General features: G+C 56.6%; 17 protein-coding genes. 2 read left to right on the top strand and 15 right to left on the bottom strand.

From position 1 onward, the window contains the following. Positions 1 to 75 precede the first annotated feature (75 nt). The 7 genes from ACJ8MK_RS23945 to gpt all read right to left on the bottom strand — a co-directional run bounded on the left by ACJ8MK_RS23945 (position 76) and on the right by gpt (position 8,346). Complete coding sequence (locus ACJ8MK_RS23945) at positions 76 to 2,355, bottom strand: UvrD-helicase domain-containing protein (RefSeq protein ID WP_442518093.1); 2,280 nt, start codon at positions 2,353 to 2,355, stop codon at positions 76 to 78. Continuing rightward, positions 2,342 to 3,139 carry a hypothetical protein gene (locus ACJ8MK_RS23940; protein WP_442518092.1) on the bottom strand — a complete coding sequence of 266 codons (798 nt, stop codon included), beginning with the start codon at positions 3,137 to 3,139 and terminating at the stop codon, positions 2,342 to 2,344. Before ACJ8MK_RS23940 ends, ACJ8MK_RS23945 begins: the two co-directional genes overlap by 14 nt. 414 nt (positions 3,140 to 3,553) lie before the next feature. Then, positions 3,554 to 4,807, bottom strand: a complete 1,254-nt coding sequence (gene proA, locus ACJ8MK_RS23935) for a glutamate-5-semialdehyde dehydrogenase (RefSeq protein WP_060422182.1) — start codon at positions 4,805 to 4,807, stop codon at positions 3,554 to 3,556. 9 nt (positions 4,808 to 4,816) lie between these two features. Next, on the bottom strand, positions 4,817 to 5,920 hold the full coding sequence (gene proB / locus ACJ8MK_RS23930) for a glutamate 5-kinase (RefSeq protein WP_033637217.1): 1,104 nt from the start codon (positions 5,918 to 5,920) through the stop codon (positions 4,817 to 4,819). Positions 5,921 to 6,036: 116 nt separating this feature from the next. Beyond that, the gene (crl, locus tag ACJ8MK_RS23925) at positions 6,037 to 6,438 is read right to left on the bottom strand and encodes a sigma factor-binding protein Crl (protein WP_004930258.1); all 402 of its coding nucleotides are present in this window, start codon (positions 6,436 to 6,438) and stop codon (positions 6,037 to 6,039) included. Between the two features lie 60 nt (positions 6,439 to 6,498). Further along, positions 6,499 to 7,746: an esterase FrsA gene (gene frsA, locus ACJ8MK_RS23920; RefSeq protein WP_442518091.1), complete on the bottom strand. Its 1,248-nt coding sequence runs from the start codon at positions 7,744 to 7,746 to the stop codon at positions 6,499 to 6,501. A 141-nt stretch (positions 7,747 to 7,887) separates the two neighbouring features. Beyond that, a complete protein-coding gene (gene gpt / locus ACJ8MK_RS23915; RefSeq protein ID WP_033637215.1) occupies positions 7,888 to 8,346 on the bottom strand; it encodes a xanthine phosphoribosyltransferase in 459 nt (152 codons plus the stop codon). 339 nt (positions 8,347 to 8,685) lie between these two features. On the opposite strand from gpt, the gene pepD reads away from it, so the two are divergent. Continuing rightward, on the top strand, positions 8,686 to 10,146 hold the full coding sequence (pepD, locus tag ACJ8MK_RS23910) for a beta-Ala-His dipeptidase (protein WP_197839152.1): 1,461 nt from the start codon (positions 8,686 to 8,688) through the stop codon (positions 10,144 to 10,146). A 42-nt stretch (positions 10,147 to 10,188) separates the two neighbouring features. Here pepD and dinB read toward each other — a convergent pair whose 3' ends face one another. Then, entirely contained in the window at positions 10,189 to 11,250 is a 1,062-nt protein-coding gene (dinB, locus tag ACJ8MK_RS23905) for a DNA polymerase IV (protein ID WP_033653334.1), read from the bottom strand. Between the two features lie 183 nt (positions 11,251 to 11,433). Between dinB and ACJ8MK_RS23900 the strand changes: the two genes are divergently transcribed. Further along, a complete protein-coding gene (locus ACJ8MK_RS23900) occupies positions 11,434 to 12,330 on the top strand; it encodes a glycerophosphodiester phosphodiesterase family protein (RefSeq protein ID WP_442518090.1) in 897 nt (298 codons plus the stop codon). 32 nt (positions 12,331 to 12,362) lie between these two features. On the opposite strand, the gene nqrM is transcribed toward ACJ8MK_RS23900, so the two are convergent. The 7 genes from nqrM to ACJ8MK_RS23865 are packed head-to-tail and all read right to left on the bottom strand — an operon-like array spanning position 12,363 to position 18,119. Continuing rightward, positions 12,363 to 12,590 (bottom strand): (Na+)-NQR maturation NqrM, encoded by a 228-nt coding sequence (gene nqrM / locus ACJ8MK_RS23895; RefSeq protein WP_004930244.1) that lies wholly within the window; start codon positions 12,588 to 12,590, stop codon positions 12,363 to 12,365. Between the two features lie 7 nt (positions 12,591 to 12,597). After that, on the bottom strand, positions 12,598 to 13,629 hold the full coding sequence (locus ACJ8MK_RS23890) for an FAD:protein FMN transferase (protein ID WP_103774567.1): 1,032 nt from the start codon (positions 13,627 to 13,629) through the stop codon (positions 12,598 to 12,600). After that, positions 13,630 to 14,853, bottom strand: coding sequence for an NADH:ubiquinone reductase (Na(+)-transporting) subunit F (gene nqrF / locus ACJ8MK_RS23885; protein ID WP_043135532.1), 1,224 nt, complete (start codon positions 14,851 to 14,853; stop codon positions 13,630 to 13,632). It abuts the gene before it with no gap. Positions 14,854 to 14,868: 15 nt separating this feature from the next. Then, positions 14,869 to 15,465, bottom strand: a complete 597-nt coding sequence (gene nqrE / locus ACJ8MK_RS23880) for an NADH:ubiquinone reductase (Na(+)-transporting) subunit E (RefSeq protein ID WP_004930235.1) — start codon at positions 15,463 to 15,465, stop codon at positions 14,869 to 14,871. A gap of 6 nt (positions 15,466 to 15,471) precedes the next feature. Further along, positions 15,472 to 16,101 (bottom strand): NADH:ubiquinone reductase (Na(+)-transporting) subunit D, encoded by a 630-nt coding sequence (locus ACJ8MK_RS23875; RefSeq protein ID WP_033653338.1) that lies wholly within the window; start codon positions 16,099 to 16,101, stop codon positions 15,472 to 15,474. Further along, a complete protein-coding gene (locus ACJ8MK_RS23870) occupies positions 16,094 to 16,888 on the bottom strand; it encodes a Na(+)-translocating NADH-quinone reductase subunit C (RefSeq protein WP_015376731.1) in 795 nt (264 codons plus the stop codon). The genes ACJ8MK_RS23875 and ACJ8MK_RS23870 overlap by 8 nt, the downstream gene beginning before the upstream one ends. Next, a complete protein-coding gene (locus tag ACJ8MK_RS23865) occupies positions 16,878 to 18,119 on the bottom strand; it encodes an NADH:ubiquinone reductase (Na(+)-transporting) subunit B (RefSeq protein ID WP_033637208.1) in 1,242 nt (413 codons plus the stop codon). Before ACJ8MK_RS23865 ends, ACJ8MK_RS23870 begins: the two co-directional genes overlap by 11 nt. Positions 18,120 to 18,121: the final 2 nt, after the last annotated feature.

Below are 18,121 nucleotides of genomic sequence, written 5' to 3'. Positions count from 1 at the left end.
TAGATAAAAACCCTTTCATATTAAATCAATGCGGCTTCTTATTATTCATGGTAAGCCGCATGCCATAGAACATCTTTACTTTGTTAGTTCTATTTTTTTGTTGGTTATAGCACTTTCAAGCACGTCACTAGCCCCCCTTATAGCTTCACCGAGAATGACAACATCTTTTCTTGCCCTTGTAACAGACACATATAATCTGTTATGAGCAACATAATTCTGATACATTTTTGTAGCGCTAGAGTTTGCCTTTGCATCATCTGGAATTCTACCTTTATCTACACCAACTAGTATTACGGCCTCAAATTCTAGTCCTCCAACATAATCTGCCATTGTCAAAATGTAAGAAGAAATTTTTTCTGCTTGCGCAACACTAGATAAATCCCCTCTCTTTGTTATTTCAACAAACCTTTTCCTTGTTTCCGTCGCAAAAGAAACCCCCTCTGAATAGGTAAATCTATCGAAAAATATTATTGCCACTTCATGTTTTTTTAATTTTAACTCATCCCTAACAACATCCGCCAACTCGAAAGATTTCAAATATATATTTTGAGAACCATCTATCAAGTAATAGCGTGGAATTCTATCCTCTAGCTCACTATCATAAATATATGGCGACTCAGTTATTGGATTGTCAAAATTGGTAAATATATTTGCTCCATGTGAAGTTATTGAGAAAGCCAAATCTGTTATTGCGGGAGAAGAACGGAACACTGCACTTAAAATAACTTCTTCGGTGCCATTTTTTATCCCTACGGAATTATTAAAATCATTATCATTCCATGCTATATCTCCCAGAGCTTGAGAAAGATCAATAGCATAAGAAATAGGGGAGATTTTACTATCCTTAGTTAAGAAATGAACAAGGGAGAGCTCATTCATATTAAAAAGATGTACTTCATCAATGAATATAGCATCATATCCATCATTTTTTCTTCTTCTTCGCCATATAGGAGAGTCTAATTTTGATAAAGCTGATATAGCTATATCGTCGACATCAAATTGAGATATGTTATCTAATACCTCCGAATATTCACTAAAAATTTCAAATACAAACTTTCTATCATTTATATTTTTTATAGGCAGCCCATAAGCAGGTCGACCTATATCTTTGTATATATTAAAGTCTTCATCGGAACGCCCTTTAATCACCACACTAATCTCGTGCCTAATAAGCTCTGCAATATGAAAATCGTCTTCAATTTCGAAAAATTTATAAAGCTCTTCGCTAAGACCAGATTTAAACTCTCTTAATCGATTTTTATAGCCTGATACCAACTCAACCAAATGTAAAAGCTGCATATTTTTTGATTCTAAAGTATCTTCATCTAGAAGCTCTGTTTCATGAATGTCTTCCTTTAGAAATTTAGTGCATATTTCTTGCAGCGTTTTAACTTCTATATTTTTTAGTATCTCAGGACGATAACTTTTTGTACCCTCAACCAAAACATCCAAGAAGTATTTTACATTATTTACCATTTCTTGACTGGGAGCTATAAATAGAAACTTAACATTTAAATTCCTATTAAATGTATCATTAAGCCAATATATTATTTTCAAAACCATGCAAATGGTTTTTCCCGAACCGGCAGGCCCCTCTATGCGTGCAGGTTCATCATACGCCGTTTTGATAAAAAGTAATTGTTTTGAGGATAGACTCTTATAAGGATCTGAACTACCTAAAATTGATTTTGTCTGTATAACTTCGTCTTTTAGGCTTGTTGACAAAAAAATAGGCTGAGGCTCGTCTTTTTTTTTCTCAATAACATAAGAGTCATGTGAAAAAAGAGATTCAATAGACTTACTAAAGTTAGTTGTAGGATAATCCTCCTTTGTGCCATCACCTCCTGAAGTTCCGAATCGATAAGCTAGCAAATGCTTCCCTGTGTATCTTTTAGATAACCTTTTCTCACTCGGTTGCCTTTCCAAGGTAATTCTATATGAATTTCCAGATGACATTGGATATGGGAATATTATAGCTTTACTAGAACCAGGTGGTATATATTCATTGTTATTGAAATTCAAATTACCCCAATATTTCACACAAAATCTGAATGTCTTTTGTATTGCTGAAATGATCAGTGCTTCACTAACAGCAGAGAAACTGCACGTGGAAAAGTCAATTGTCAAAGTGTTTTTTTCTGAAGAAAACCCCTCATCCTGAGCAACCAAAATATATCCGAATTTATTCTTTATAAATTTTAACCCAACTTGTTTTGCGTCCTCATCACTTCCACATCCAGTCATCAAGTTTATTAAGTTTTGAGACTTCAAAAAATCATGACTCTGCAACTCACGATTACTAATAACCGCCCTTACAGCATCCTCTGTTAATCCAACATAATCAGCGCTTTTCATATGAATCCTTTAATATGTCAACAACTCCGACAGGAACATCTTCAGTTCCAATTCTACAATAGAATTGTGAAAATCGTTGCAGCAGATGTTCTAAATATGGTGAATTTATTACTGATAAGAACCTTGCTGTTTCCAAACCATGCAATTTTATACTTTTATAATCACTCCCTTCATTCCTCTTCCTATTATATTTCTGATAATGTAATCCTTTGGAGATATCAATCATAACACCAATAGGAATACTGATAGGTTCGCTAAGGTCTACAATATACCCCTCGATTTCATCACTAATTAAACTTTCAAAAAAATGAGCATCTGCCTTTGAATTGTAAACCAATGACTCAAAATATCTTTTATTTGCCTCCTTTACATTTTTTAATTCACTTTTTAAATTTCCTCCATGAATAAATTCATGCGCCTTAGTTAACAAATCTCTTTTATCCTTCTTTGCTCCTTTTTTCTCTAAGACATCCAAAACATGCTCTATGCCAAATATTTTATATGTCCCATAACTTAAATCATATTTTAAAAGCATGGTGTTTAACTGTTCTTCAACCCCAGCCTTTGCTTTTGAAAATACTTCATCGTTCCCTAAATAGAGCATCCAATCTGATAACTTATATATAGGCAGACACACTATTTTTTTTACCTTCTGATGTTCTATGTCACATCTAGCAGTGATAACAACCCCAAGGGTTTGCTGTCCGACAGAATTTTCCAACCCATTAAATATCGCCCCTTGGGTGAATTGTAAGGGCTGGCAAGGAGATGTTATTTCCCTCATTTTAACTCCGGCAAATAAAGTTAAGAATCAAACAATAGTGAGTATACCAATAAATAAAATAAGCATATCAGATGAACATCACACAAAAATAAAAAAACACCAATTAACGTTAAAAAACCATTTCATTCTTTAATCAAAGAAAATAGTATGGCAATTATTGGAATTGAAATAATTATGCAAGATTGGAAATAAAAGTCCCAAAGCTAATACTCTAGCTCGATTTATTAGCTAAGGTAACTACACATAAAAATATTATTTAATTTTTAAATAAATATGAATTATAATATTTGTTAAGAAATTATCTAACAAATATCCAACTCTAACCTCATTGTTTCCGATGAAGCATTTCTAACAATCAGGGCGCAGCACGCTACGCCCTGACGTCTTTATGACCGCAATGACCGCAATCCGGCCTTAGCTGCGCACCAGATCGTCGCCGTAGCCAATCCACTTGTAGGTGGTCAGCGCGTCCAGGCCCATCGGGCCGCGGGCGTGCAGTTTCTGGGTGCTCACCGCCACTTCCGCGCCCAGGCCGAACTGGCCGCCGTCGGTGAAGCGGGTGCTGGCGTTGACGTACACCGCCGAGGAGTCCACCGCGCGCACGAAGTACTCGGCGCTGCTCAGCGAACGGGTGAGGATCGCGTCGGAGTGGTTGGTGCCGTGGGTGCGGATGTGGTCGATGGCCTGATCGATATCGTCCACCAGCAACACGTTCAGATCCAGCGACAGCCATTCATCGTCGTAATCCTCCGCGTTCACCGGCACCACCGTCGCCGGGCCGCCCTGCAGCAGCGGCAGCGCGTTTTCCGCCGCGTGCAGCGTCACGCCCGCCGCCGCCATTTTGGCGCTCAGCGCCGGCAGGAACTCGGCGGCGATGCTGCGGTTCACCAGCAGCGTTTCCAGCGAGTTACAGGCGCTCGGGCGCTGGATCTTGGCGTTTTCAATGACCGTTAGCGCCTTGTCGAAATCGACGTCGGCATCCACGTAGGTGTGGCATACGCCGATGCCGCCGGTGATCACCGGGATGGTCGATTGCTCGCGGCACAGCTTGTGCAGGCCGGCGCCGCCGCGCGGGATCAGCATGTCGACATAGCGATCCAGGCGCAGCAGTTCGTTCACCAGCGCGCGATCCGGGCTGTCGATCGCCTGCACCGCCGCCGCCGGCAGGCCGCACTGTTCCAGCGCCTGCTGGATCACTTTCACCGTCGCCTGGTTGGTGTTATGCGTCTCTTTACCGCCGCGCAGGATCACCGCGTTGCCGGTTTTCAGGCACAGGCTGGCGACGTCGATGGTGACGTTGGGCCGCGCCTCGTAAATCACGCCGATCACGCCGAGCGGCACCCGGCGGCGCTCCAGCTTCAGCCCGCTGTCCAGCAGGTTGCCGTCCAGCACGTGGCCGACCGGATCGTTCAGGCGGCACACCTGGCGCACGTCGTTGGCGATCGCCGCCAGCCGCGCCGGGGTCAGCAACAGGCGATCGAGCAGCGCTTCGCTCATGCCGGTGGCGCGCGCCTGCGCCATGTCTTGTTCGTTCGCCAACAAGATCGCTTCGCTGTTGGCCTCCAGCCTGTCGGCCATCACCGACAGCACCTGATTCTTCTTCGCCGTGCTCAGCACCGCCAGCTGCCAGGAGGCCTGCTTGGCGGCCTTCCCCATCTGCTCCAGCATGCTCACTCCTTAACTGACAATCATATCGTCGCGGTGCACTGCCACCGGACCGTATTCATAACCGAGGATTTCGCTGATTTCCTGCGAGTGGTGCCCGGCGATCATGCGCATCGCGTCGCTGTTGTAGCGGCTGACGCCGTGCGCCAGATCGCGCCCCGCCAGGTTGCGGATGCGGATCACTTCGCCGCGCGAGAAGTCGCCCTTCACATCGCGAATGCCCTTCGGCAGCAACGAGCTGCCGCGTGCCATCATCGCTTCCACCGCGCCATCGTCGACGGTGATCTCGCCGGCCGGCGGCGCGCCGAAGATCCAGCGTTTGCGGTTTTCCAGCGGGGTTTCCAACGCGTGGAAACGGGTGCCCACCGGTTTGCCTTCGATCACGTCCGCCACCACGCCCGGTTTGCTGCCCGCGGCGATCACCACGTCGATGCCGGCGCGGCAGGCCACGTCGGCCGCCTGCAGCTTGGTGCCCATGCCGCCTGTGCCCAGGCCGGAGACGCTGTCGCCGGCGATGGCGCGCAGCGCGTCATCGATGCCGTGCACTTCACGGATCAGTTCGGCCTGCGGGTTGTTGCGCGGATCGGCGGTGTAGAGGCCCTGCTGATCGGTCAGCAGCAGCAGTTTGTCGGCCCCGGCCAGAATGGCCGCCAGCGCCGACAGGTTATCGTTGTCGCCCACCTTGATTTCGGCGGTGGCGACGGCGTCGTTCTCATTGATTACCGGCACGATGCGGTTGTCCAGCAGCGCCGTCATGGTGTCGCGCGCGTTGAGGAAGCGCTCGCGGTCTTCCAGATCGGCGCGCGTCAGCAGCATCTGCCCGACGTGGATGCCGTAAATGGAAAACAGCTGTTCCCATAGCTGGATCAGGCGGCTCTGCCCCACCGCCGCCAGCAGCTGCTTGGAAGCGATAGTGGCGGGCAGCTCGGGGTAGCCCAGGTGTTCGCGCCCGGCGGCGATGGCGCCGGAGGTGACGATGACGATGCGGTGGCCCGCGGCGTGTTGCTGCGCGCACTGGCGCACCAATTCGACGATGTGGGCGCGGTTCAGACGCAACGATCCGCCGGTCAACACGCTGGTGCCCAATTTCACAACCAATGTCTGGCTGCCGTTCATAGTATTTCTGCCGTGTGTAATGATGAGAAGAAGAGTGCAAAGGTCTTTGTAACAGGAGAGACGCGTTATGCCAACAGGCACAACGCGAAATCAGCACAATACGTGGTCAAACGGGGTCAGGCGGAGAGTTTGATCAGTTTTTCTTTGAAATCGTCGGCGGGTTCCAGCCCCAGTTCCATGGTCGCCAGCAGCTCGCCCAGGCGGCGATGGAAGTCGCGCAGGGTGTCTTCCAGCTTGGCGTTCACTTCATCATCCTTAATGTTTTGCGCCGTCCAGTCGCCTTCTTTGTCGAACAGGCCGAATTGGTACGAATAGGTGAAGCGCGCCTCTTCCGCCTGCAGCTCCATCCACCAACCCCAGAACTCGCGCTTCTCCGGAGCGGGCTTTACATTGACGCAGACGGCCAAACAATCAAAGAAAAAACGGTCGTTTTCACATTGCCCTTCACGCAGGTACGGCCCCAAGCTGGCAAAACGTTTCATTAGTCGGCTTTTAGGGTGACCACTCGGTAACGTCATTCTCTAACCTCCTCAATGTAGACCACTCTTTTTAACAAACTGTTAAAATTTAGCAACTAATTAACGCATTTTGTCCTTCAGCCAGCCGGACATTTGCAGCAGCGCCCGGTGGAAACTGTCGTAAACCGGGGTGCGTGGGATGGCGACCAGCTTGCCGCTCACCGAGGAGGTGACGATCAGCTGCGACTCCTCTTTCGGGCTGAGCGTATCGCGCTCCCAGTAGCCGGAGATCATCGGCGTCGGGCAACGGCGCCCCAGCAGCCCCTGCATTTTCAGCGAGTAGCTGTTCAGCTCCACCTTCAGCACGTTGTCGGAGGCGTTGGCCATGCCCATGCGGCTGGCCAGCACGTCCATATACATGTCCGGTACGTTCAGTTGGGTGCTGCTGTCGCACAGCAGGCGATGCACCACCGGCCCCAGGCAGGCTACGCCGCGCAGCCGCTGCGGCTCCAGGTAGGCCAACCGCACCGCCACGTTGGCGCCGAAGCGGAAGCCGAAGGCGCTCACCCGCTGATGATCCACCCACGGCACCGAGGCCAGCTGGATCAGCACCTGCTGGTGCAGGTAGCTGGAATCCTGCGTCAGCTTCCATTTGCAGGAGGAGCCGATCGACGGCATGTCGAGCGTCAGCATGGCGATGCCGTGCGGCGCCAGGTAGTCGCGGAACAGGCGATGATAGTCGGTCTGCAGCGTATCGAGGCTGCCGCACATCAGCACCGTCGGGAACGGCGCTTCGCCCTTCTCCGGCATGTGCAGGAAGCCGGTGACGCTGGCGCCGCCTTCGATGCGGAACTCCAGCTCTTTCAACTGATACGGCAGCAGTAGCGCCGCCTCTTCGTACGCGCGGTTGGCGAGCATCTCCGCCTGTTCGGCCAGCTCGTCGCCCTTCAGGTGCGGGTAACCGGCGATGCTGTACAGGCTCGCGGCCTTCAGCCAGTATTGGCCGCCGAGCAGCGGATCCTGCTGCTCCGTCGCCCGCTGCTGCCACTGCATGCCCTGATGGATCCACTCGTAGATCCAGTTGCCGTTGCGGTAGCCCACCACGGTATCCAGCCGCTGCAGATTGCTGCGTTCGGCGTCCGAGGCGGCGATGCGCGCCAGCACTTCGTGGATTTCGATCGGGCTGACGCCACGCCAGGCCCACAGCAGCGGATTCAGCATGCGGTACCAGCTGCCGGTGGTGTCGCCTTCCAATGCGGAATGCATGGCGGCGCTCACTTTGTTGCGCGCGCGCAGCACCAGCGTCGAGGTTTCAGGGTGTTTGAATTTGGGCTTGAAAAGAATTTCAGAAAGGTTGGCCTGTGCCATGGTAACAACAGCCTCCGTAAATCTGGCGATAGGCCGCAAAAGGCCTACTTAACTGGAGGTAGTGTACCTAACTCTGGCGGGAGAAACCAAAATAACGCAAACGCCCGGCATCACCGGGCGTTTACTTGGAACTGGCTGGGCTTAGCGGCCGCCGATCGGTGGAACGAAGCTGACGCCCATATCCCACGGCTGTTCGATCCAGGTGTCCTGCGGGATGTCGACCACGTAGTCGTCCACCAGCGGACGGCCCGCCGGTTTGGCGAAGATGGTGACGAAATGCGCTTTCGGGTACATATCGCGGATCGCTTTCGCGGTGCCGCCGGTATCCACCAAATCATCCACCACGATGAAGCCTTCACCGTCGCCTTCGGCGCGCTTGAGCACTTTCATTTCGCGTTGGTTGTCATGGTCGTAGCTGGAAATGCAGACGGTATCCACATGGCGGATGCCCAGTTCGCGCGCCAGCAGAGCCGCCGGCACCAGGCCGCCGCGGCTTACGGCAATGATGCCCGTCCATTTGTCGGCAGGCAGCAGGCGGTGCGCCAGCTTGCGTGCGTGCATTTGCAGCATATCCCAGGTAACAACGTATTTTTCGCTCATAGAATCGTGTCCCAGCCGGCTGGTGAAGCGGCTTACTTTATAGTTCAGGGGAAAAAAGGTTGCGCGAGATTATAGAGACTGGCCGCGTTGAATTCCAGTTGTACCGAGGAAAACCTCGCGATTTCCGCCGTGCGGCTTTTCGGTGATTGATGCTGAAAAAGCGAACGTTCCCGCAGCGAAGCCGTGTGATCAAGCGCTTAAACCGCACAATACGGTGCGCGCACCGCCGGAAATAAAGTGATATTCTCTGGTGATTGTGCCACGACGCACAGATACCCGCTCACCTTAACCGCGCGGCACGCCCGTCCTGTCGGAGCCTGCCGTCACAGGAGACTTATAGTGTCTGAATTGTCTCAGCTTTCGCCACAGCCGCTGTGGGATATTTTCGCCAAGATCTGTTCTATCCCGCACCCTTCTTATCATGAAGAAGCGCTGGCGCAGCACATCCTCACCTGGGCCAAAGAAAAGAACCTGCACGCCGAGCGCGATCGGGTCGGCAATATCCTGCTGCGCAAGCCGGCCACCAAAGGCATGGAAAATCGCAAGCCGGTCGCGCTGCAGGCGCACCTGGACATGGTGCCGCAAAAGAATAACGACACCGTGCACGATTTCGCCAAGGATCCGATCCAGCCTTATATCGCCGGCGAGTGGGTGAAAGCGCGCGGCACCACGCTGGGCGCCGACAACGGCATCGGCATGGCCTCCGCCCTGGCGGTGCTGGCCGACGACAGCGTTGAGCACGGCCCGCTGGAAGTGCTGCTGACCATGACCGAAGAGGCCGGCATGGACGGCGCCTTCGGGCTGCAGCCGAACTGGCTGCAGGCGGACATCCTGATCAATACCGACTCCGAAGAAGAAGGCGAAATCTACATGGGTTGCGCCGGCGGTATCGACTTCATCACTACCCTGCCGCTGCAGCGCGAAGCGGTGCCGGCCGGTTATCAAACCCTGAAGCTGACCCTCAAGGGCCTGAAAGGCGGCCACTCCGGCGCCGAGATCCACGTCGGTCTGGGCAACGCCAACAAGCTGCTGGCGCGCTTCCTGTTCGCCCATGCGGCGGCGCTGAACCTGCGCGTGCTGGATCTAAACGGCGGCACCTTGCGCAACGCCATCCCGCGTGAAGCCTCTGCGGTGGTTGCGGTGCCGGCGGACAAGGCCGACGCGCTGAAAGCGCTGAGCCAGGAGTTCCTGGCGGTGCTGCAGAACGAACTCTCCGCCAAAGAGAAGAACATCACCGTGCTGCTGGAGCCGACCACCAGCGCTTGGCAGGCGCTGAGCGCCGACAGCCAGCAGCGCTTCCTGGCGCTGCTGAACGGCACGCCGAACGGCGTGATCCGCATGAGCGATGCGGTAAAAGGCGTGGTGGAAACCTCGCTGAACGTCGGGGTGGTCACCACCAGCGAAAACGAAGCGGAAATCATCTGCCTGATCCGCTCCCTTATCGACAGCGGCAAAGACTACGTGGTCGAGATGCTGACCGCGCTGGGCCAGCTGGCCGGCGCCAAGGTGGCGCCGAAGGGCGGCTACCCGGGCTGGCAGCCGGACGCCGACTCGCCGGTGATGCACCTGGTGCGCGAGCTGTATCAGGAGCTGTTCGACAAGACGCCGAACATCATGGTGATCCACGCCGGCCTGGAATGCGGTCTGTTCAAAAAGCCGTATCCAAACATGGACATGGTATCGATCGGGCCAACCATCACCGGCCCGCACTCGCCGGATGAGCAAGTGCATATCGAAAGCGTCGGTCTGTACTGGAAGCTGCTGACCTCGCTGCTGAAAGCGATCCCTGAGCGCGCATAAGCCGCGCGCTTAACGCAAAAAGCCGGCGACTTGCCGGCTTTTTTATTCCCAAGGCAGCGCCAGCTGCCGCTCCAGCTGCGGATCGAGCAGCGTCACGTGCAGCCCCACCAGCCGCACGCCGCGCCCTTCGCGCCGCTCGCGCCACGCCTGCCGCGCCACCTCCAGCAAATCCTGCCGGTTCAGCACCGGGAACACGTGCTCCTGGGTGGTTTGCTGAAAATCCTGAAACTTCAGCTTCACGCCCTGCCGGGCGATGTGCAGATCCGGCTTCACCTTGCGCAGCCGCATCTCCAGCTCGGGATAGAGTTTGTCGATAATCAGCGTTTCGCAGTCTTCCCAGTCGTGAATGTCTTCCGCCAGCGTGCGCTCCACCCCCACCGATTTGCGCAGCCGCTCAGGAGAGATTTCGCGCCGATCGATGCCCTGACACCGCTCCCACAGCACCCGGCCGAACTTGCCGAAGCGCTTGAGCAACTGCGCCAAATCGTATTGCTGCACGTCGGCGCAGGTGATAAGCCCCACCTCTTCCAGGCGCTTGGCGGTCACCTTGCCGACGCCGGGGATCTTGCTGAGCGGCAGCTGCTGCAAAAACGCCGGCACCTGCGCCGGCGTGATCACGTACTGCCCGTTCGGCTTGTTCATCTCGGAGGCGATTTTGGCGAGAAACTTGATAGGCGCGACGCCGGCCGACGCGGTGAGGTTCAGCTCGTCGGCGATCGCCTGGCGGATCTCCTGGGCGATCAGCGTCGCCGAACCGTTGCATTGCGGGCTGTCGGTCACGTCGAGGTAGGCCTCGTCGAGCGACAGCGGCTCGATCAGCGGCGTATAGCGGGCGAAGATTTCACGGATGTGCAGCGAGGCCTCTTTGTAGGCCGCTATGCGCCCCGGCAGCAGGGTGAGGTGCGGGCACAGCTTGAGCGCCATCGCCGTGGACATGGCGCTGTGCACGCCGTAGCGCCGCGCCGGGTAGTTGGCGGTGCTGATCACCCCGCGCCGATCGGCGCTGCCGCCAATCGCCAGCGGGATATCGCGCAGGCTGGGATCGTCGCGCATTTCCACCGCCGCGAAGAAACAGTCCATATCGACATGAATGATTTTACGCATCGCACCCTCCATTAACACTGTATAAGTATACAGTCAGATACCGAAAGCTCAAGGCCGCAGGGTTCGACGAAAGCGCCGTTTCCGCCAGATATTTCCGCGTTGTTAAAAAAGCTTAATTTTTCAATAGTATGATTTCCGCCATCCCGTGCGGCTCACCACAACGACAACGAAAAGGTACCCTACATGATCAGATTTTCTCATTTGCTGCTGGCTTCCGCGCTGTCGCTGAGCGCGCTGGCGGCCAGCGCCGCCGCCGGTCACGCGCCGGCGATCGTCGCCCACCGCGGCGGCACCGCCGATGCGCCGGAAAACACCCGCATCGCCATCGAAACCGCGTTGAAAAACGGCGTCGACGCCATCTGGATCACCCTGCAAGAATCCAAAGACGGCGTCATCGTGCTGTATCGCCCTTCGGATCTGAAAATGTTGACCAACCGACAGGGCCCGGTCTCTGCCTATACCGCCGCGCAGCTGGCCGAGATCGACGCCGGCTGGGCTTTCGCCAAGGGGGATGCGCACCCGTTCCGCGGCCAGGGCATCGGCATTCCGCGGCTGGATGAGGTGTTGAAGGCCTTTCCGCGCGTGACTTTCTATCTGGACATCAAATCCCCGGACGCCGATCCGGCGCAGTTTGGCCGGGCGCTGCTGGCGACGCTGGAAAGCACCGACAGCCTGAACCGCATCCGCGTCTACTCCACCGACGCCAAATACCTGCAGGCGCTGCCGCCGGCCATCCCGCGCTTCGAAAGCCGCGACGAGACCCGCACGCTGCTGGCCAACGTCACCATGGCGCACCAGTGCGATGTCAAACCGGACAACCGCCAGCCGCGCTGGTACGGGCTGGAGCTGAAGCGCGAGGTGGAAGTGGTGGAGAAATATACCCTCGGCGAAGGGCGTTCGAAGGCGTTTCTGACCTGGGATAAAGAGTCGATGGACTGTTTCCGCTCGCAGGGCCCGGCGCACATCATCCTGTTCGGCGTCAACTCGCCGCAGGATTATCAGCAGGCGCTGGCGCTGGGCGCCGACGGCGTGATGGTCAACTCACCGGCCGAGGCCAAAAGCTTCCGCAAGGCGAAGTAAAAAACCCGGCCAAGGCCGGGTTTTCGCTACAGCTACAGAATGCGGTGCTTGTCCAGCTGCTCGCGCCGCTGTGCCGCTTTGGCTTCGCGCTTTTTGCGCGCATCGCAAGGCTCCGGGCAGTCGCAGACTTTCTCCATCCCCAATGCGGTGATGCCGCCGCAGCTGCCCTGCAGGCTTTTGCGTTTGAACACGTAACCCAAAGACATCCCGCCGACGATCAGCAGGAACAACACGAAGGTGGCGGCGAATACCGTCAACATAGCAACCTCACGAACGCTTTTTCATATAGGGTTTGAACGCGTCGGAATAGCGCTCCTCAAACCCGTCGGTGGTTTTCACGATCATGAACACCGGAATGCCGAGCAGATTGGCCAACGCCATGCCGCGCTCCGGCCCCATCACGTTCAGGCCGGTGGACAGGCCGTCGGCGGTCATGCAGGCCGGGCTCAGCACGGTGATCGACACCAAACGGTGGTTGATCGGCCGGCCGGTGATCGGATCGATGGTATGCGAATAGCGCACCCCGTCCTGCTCGAAGTAGTTGCGATAGTCACCCGAGGTGGCGATCGACATCTCACCCGGCTGGATCACCAGCTGCGCCTGCTGCTGCGTACCGGCGGTCGGGCGCTCGATGGCGATACGCCACGGCTTTTGCTCGCCGTTGCGCCCGCGGGTGCGAACTTCACCGCCGATATCCACCATGTAGTCTTTCACGTGTTGCGATTGCAGGTACTCCGCCACCACGTCCACGCCGTACCCTTTGGCGATCGACGACAGGTCGACATACAGCTCGGGGATGCTTTTCACCAGCGCGCTGCCCTGCACCGACAGTTTTTCGGCGCCGGTCCAGGCGCGGCGATGCGCCAGCTCCGCCTCGCTCGGCACTTTATCCGGCCGCCCTTCCGGGCCGAAGCCCCACAGGTTGACCAGCGGCCCGACGGTCACGTCCAGCGCGCCATCGGTCACGCGGTTGATGCGCAGCGCTTCGCGCACCACCTTGGCGGTCGCCGGCGAAACCGGGAACGGCCGGTCAATGTCGCGGCTGGCGTTGAAGCGGCTCAGCTCGGAGTCCGGCCGGTAAGTGGACATCTGGTCGTTCACCTGTTCCAGCCGTTTGTCGATCTCCGCCTGCATCTCGCGCGCCGACGGCGTATCGTCGCCGGCCACGTAACGGATCGAATACGAGGTGCCCATGGTTTTACCCGTCAGGTCCACCTGTTCCGGCCCGCAGCCGGTCAGCAGCAGGGTGGCGCTCAGCGCCACGCCCGTCAGCCAGTTCTTCATCGCCAGTGCGCGCATTTAGCCACCAAAGTCATCCAGCATGATGTTCTCGTCTTCGACGCCCAGATCTTTGAGCATCTTGATCACCGCGGCGTTCATCATCGGCGGCCCGCACATGTAAAACTCGCAGTCCTCCGGCGCCGGGTGATTCCTCAGATAGTTCTCCAGCAGAACATTATGGATAAAGCCGGTGTAGCCGGTCCAGTTATCTTCCGGCTGCGGATCCGACAGCGCCACGTGCCAGGTGAAGTTTTCGTTCTCCGCCTGCAGCTGGTTGAAGTCGTCTTCATAGAACATCTCGCGCAGCGAGCGCGCGCCGTACCAGAAGGTGATCTTGCGCTTCGAGTTCAGGCGCTTGAGCTGATCGAAGATGTGCGAGCGCATCGGCGCCATGCCCGCGCCGCCGCCGATGAAGATCATTTCGGCGTCGGTGTCCTTGGCGAAGAACTCCCCGAACGGCCCGGAGATGGTCACCTTGTCACCCGCCTTCAGCGACCAGATATAGGAAGACATGATGCCCGGCGGCACGTCCGGGTTGTTCGGCGGCGGCGTGGCGATACGCACGTTGAGCATGATGATGCCCTTCTCTTCCGGGTAGTTGGCCATCGAGTAGGCGCGCACCGTGGTGTCGTTCACCGTCGAGCGGTAGCGGAACAGATTGAACTTGTCCCAGTCGCCGCGATACTCCTGCGGCACGTCGAAGTCGGCGTAGCTGATATCGTGCGCCGGCGCTTCGATCTGGATGAAGCCGCCCGCGCGGAACGGCACGTCTTCGCCATCCGGGATCTTCAGCTTCAGCTCTTTGATAAAGGTGGCTTTGTTATCGTTGGAGATAACCTCGCACTCCCATTTCTTCACGCCGAAGATCTCTTCCGGCAGCTCGATCTTCAGGTTCTGCTTCACGTTCACCTGGCACGCCAGGCGGCAACCCTCTTTCGCTTCGCGCTTGTTGATGTGCGAGAGCTCGGTCGGCAGGATATCGCCGCCGCCCTCTTTGATCACCACCCGGCACTGGCCGCAGGAACCGCCGCCGCCGCAGGCCGAGGAGACGAAGATCCCCTGGCTGGAGAGCACGTTGAGCAGCTTGTCGCCCGCCGGCGCATGGAAGCTCTTATCCAGATCGCCGTTGATCTCCACCGCGATGTCGCCGGTGTTCACCAGCTTCGATTTGGCGAACAGGATCAGCAACACCAGCACCATCACGATGGTGGTGAACATTGCTACGCCTAAAATAATTTCCATAAATTCTTCCCGCCTTTACAACTGAACACCGGAGAAGGACATGAAGCCCAGCGCCATCAGTCCGGTGGTGATAAAGGTAATGCCCAGGCCGCGCAGTCCCGCCGGCACGTTGGCATACTTGAGTTTCTCGCGGATCCCCGCCATGGCGACGATCGCCAGCATCCAGCCGGTGCCGGAGCCGAAGCCGTACACCACCGATTCGGCGAAGTTGTAGTCGCGCTGCACCATGAAGGACACACCGCCGAAGATGGCGCAGTTCACGGTGATGAGCGGCAGGAAGATGCCGAGCGCGTTATACAGCGACGGGAAGAAGCGATCGAGGATCATCTCCAAAATCTGCACCAGCGCCGCGATCACGCCGATGAAGGTGATGAAGTTGAGGAAGCTCAGATCGACGCCTTCCACCAGCGCGCCGTCGCGCAGGATCAGGTTGTAGACCAGGTTGTTCACCGGCACCGAAATGCCGAGCACGATGGTCACCGCGATGCCCAGGCCAAAGGCGGTCGAGACCTTCTTCGAGACCGCCAGGAAGGTACACATCCCGAGGAAGAACGCCAGCGCCATGTTCTCGACGAACACCGCGCGCACAAACAGGCTGATATAGTGTTCCATCGGCCTTTACTCCTTTTCGATCTGCGCCGGCTTCAGGGTGCGCAGCACCCAGATCAGCAGGCCGATGATGAAGAACGCGCTCGGCGCCAGCAGGAACAGGCCGTTCGGCTGGAACCAGCCGCCGTTCTGCACCGTTTCCAGCACCGGGACGCCGAACAGCTTGCCGGAGCCAATCAGCTCGCGCAGGAAACCGACCAGCACCAGGATCACCCCGTAGCCCAGCCCGTTGCCGATGCCGTCCATAAAGCTCTCGATCGGCGGCGACTTCATGGCATAGGCCTCGGCGCGCCCCATCACGATACAGTTGGTGATAATGAGTCCAACGAACACCGACAGCTGCTTGGAGATCTCGAACGCGTAGGCGCGCAGCAGCTGATCGACCACGATCACCAGCGAGGCGATGATCGCCATCTGCACGATAATGCGCACGCTGTTGGGAATATGGTGACGGATCAGCGAGATGAAGAAGCTGGAGAACGCCGTGACCAGCGTCACCGCAATGGTCATCACCACCGCCGTCTCCAGCTTGGTGGTCACCGCCAACGCAGAACAGACGCCCAACACCTGCAGGGCGATCGGGTTATTGTCGAACAGCGGCCCCAGCAGGACCCGCTTTATCTCTTTGGAATCAGCCATTTTTCAGCGCTCCTTCACGAACTTTTTTCAGGAACGGGCCGAAGCCGTGCTCGCCCAACCAGAAATCAAACGTATGCTGCACGCCGTTGGAGGTCAGCGTAGCGCCGGACAGGCCGTCCACCCCATGCACATCCCCCTGACGCGCGCCGCCTTTCACCACGCGGATCGCCGGCTGGCCGTTGTCGTCGAACAGCTGTTTGCCGACCCACTGCTGGCGCCAGGACGGGTTCTCGACCTCGCCGCCCAGCCCCGGGGTTTCCCCCTGGTCGTAGTAGGTGATGCCCTTGACCGTGTTGCCGTCGTTATCCAGCGCCACGAAGGCGTACATCATCGACCACAGACCGGTGCCGTATACCGGCAGCACAATCTTGTTCACCTGGCCGCTTTCGTCGCGCACCAGGTAGATTTCCGCCTGGTTGCTGCGGCGCTTGATGCCGGCCGGATCGTCGCCCGCCGCCAGCGCCACGCTTTTGGCATCGTCGCGCAGCGCGGCGCCCAGATCGAACGCCGCCGCCTTGCCGGCGACAAACTCGCCGCTGTTCAGATCCACCAGGCGCGGTTCGATGCGCTCGCTGTACAGGCGTTTGACCTGCTCGCTCTCCATTTTCGGCTGCAACAGGCCGGCTACATCGAGAATATTGCGCTGCTTGTCGAGCAGCTTTTGCTCCTGCTGTTTGGACTTCAGGCCGACGGCGGAGCCCGCCACCACCACTGAACACACCAGACACAGCAGCAGCACTACCAGCAGCGTTTTACCGATGCCGTCGTTTTTCGCTTCATTCGCCACGGGCTTTTCTCCGCTTGATGTTGGCCTGCACCACCAGATAATCGAACAGCGGTGCGAACAGGTTGGCGAACAGGATCGCCAGCATCATGCCTTCCGGATAGGCGGGGTTGACCACCCGGATCAGCACGCACATCACGCCGATCAGAATGCCGTACCACCATTTCCCCTTGTTGGTGAAGGAGGCGGAAACCGGGTCGGTCGCCATAAAGATCATGCCGAAGGCGAAACCGCCCAGCACCAGATGCCAGTACCACGGCATGGCGAACATCGGGTTGGTATCGGAACCGATGGCGTTGAACAACAGAGCGGAAGCCACCATGCCGAGCATCACGCCGGCGACGATGCGCCAGGAAGCCACGCGGCCGAACAGGATAATCGCCCCGCCGATCAGGATCATCAGCGTGGAGACTTCACCGACGGAGCCGGGAATGTTGCCGAGGAAGGCGTCCATCCAGCTGATGGACTGGCCGGTAGCCACGTTGCTCAGGCTGTGCGCCCCGCCTGCGCTCCACTGCGCCAGCGGCGTCGCGCCGGAGAAACCATCCGCGGAAGTCCACACCAGATCGCCGGAGATCTGCGCCGGATAGGCGAAGAACAGGAAGGCGCGGCCGGCCAACGCCGGGTTGAGGAAGTTGCGCCCGGTGCCGCCGAAGATCTCTTTGGCCACCACCACGCCGAAGGTGATGCCCAGCGCGGCCTGCCACAGCGGCAGGGTCGGCGGCACGATCAGCGCGAACAGGATAGAGGTGACGAAGAAGCCTTCGTTGACCTCATGCTTGCGGATAATGGCGAACAGCACTTCCCAGAAACCGCCGACGACAAACACCACGGCGTAGATCGGCAGGAAGTAACAGGCGCCCAGCACCATCTTGCTGACCCAGCCGGCGTCGGCCGCCAGCGAGGCGCCGAGCCACTGCGCCAGGCGATAATGCCAGTCGCCCGCCAGCACCTGTTGCAGCTCGTCGCCGCTGTACAGATGGTGCAGCGCCGGGATCGCCTGTTGGCCGACGTTGTACATGCCCCAGAACATCGCCGGGAACACCGCCAGCCACACCAGGATCATCATGCGTTTCAAATCGATGGCGTCGCGCACGTGCGAAGCGCCGCGCGTCACCGTGCCGGGGGTGTAAAACACCGTGGTAGTCGCTTCATACAGCGGGTACCACTTTTCCAGTTTGCCGCCCGGCGTGAAGTGATGCTCTATCTTCTCAAAATAATTCTTCAGGCCCATCG

Origin of the sequence: Serratia sp. CY38905 (assembly GCF_052168875.1) — a bacterium.
In the GTDB taxonomy this organism is placed as follows: Bacteria; Pseudomonadota; Gammaproteobacteria; order Enterobacterales; family Enterobacteriaceae; genus Serratia; species Serratia sarumanii.
This window is presented reverse-complemented; position numbering and strand designations above follow the sequence as displayed.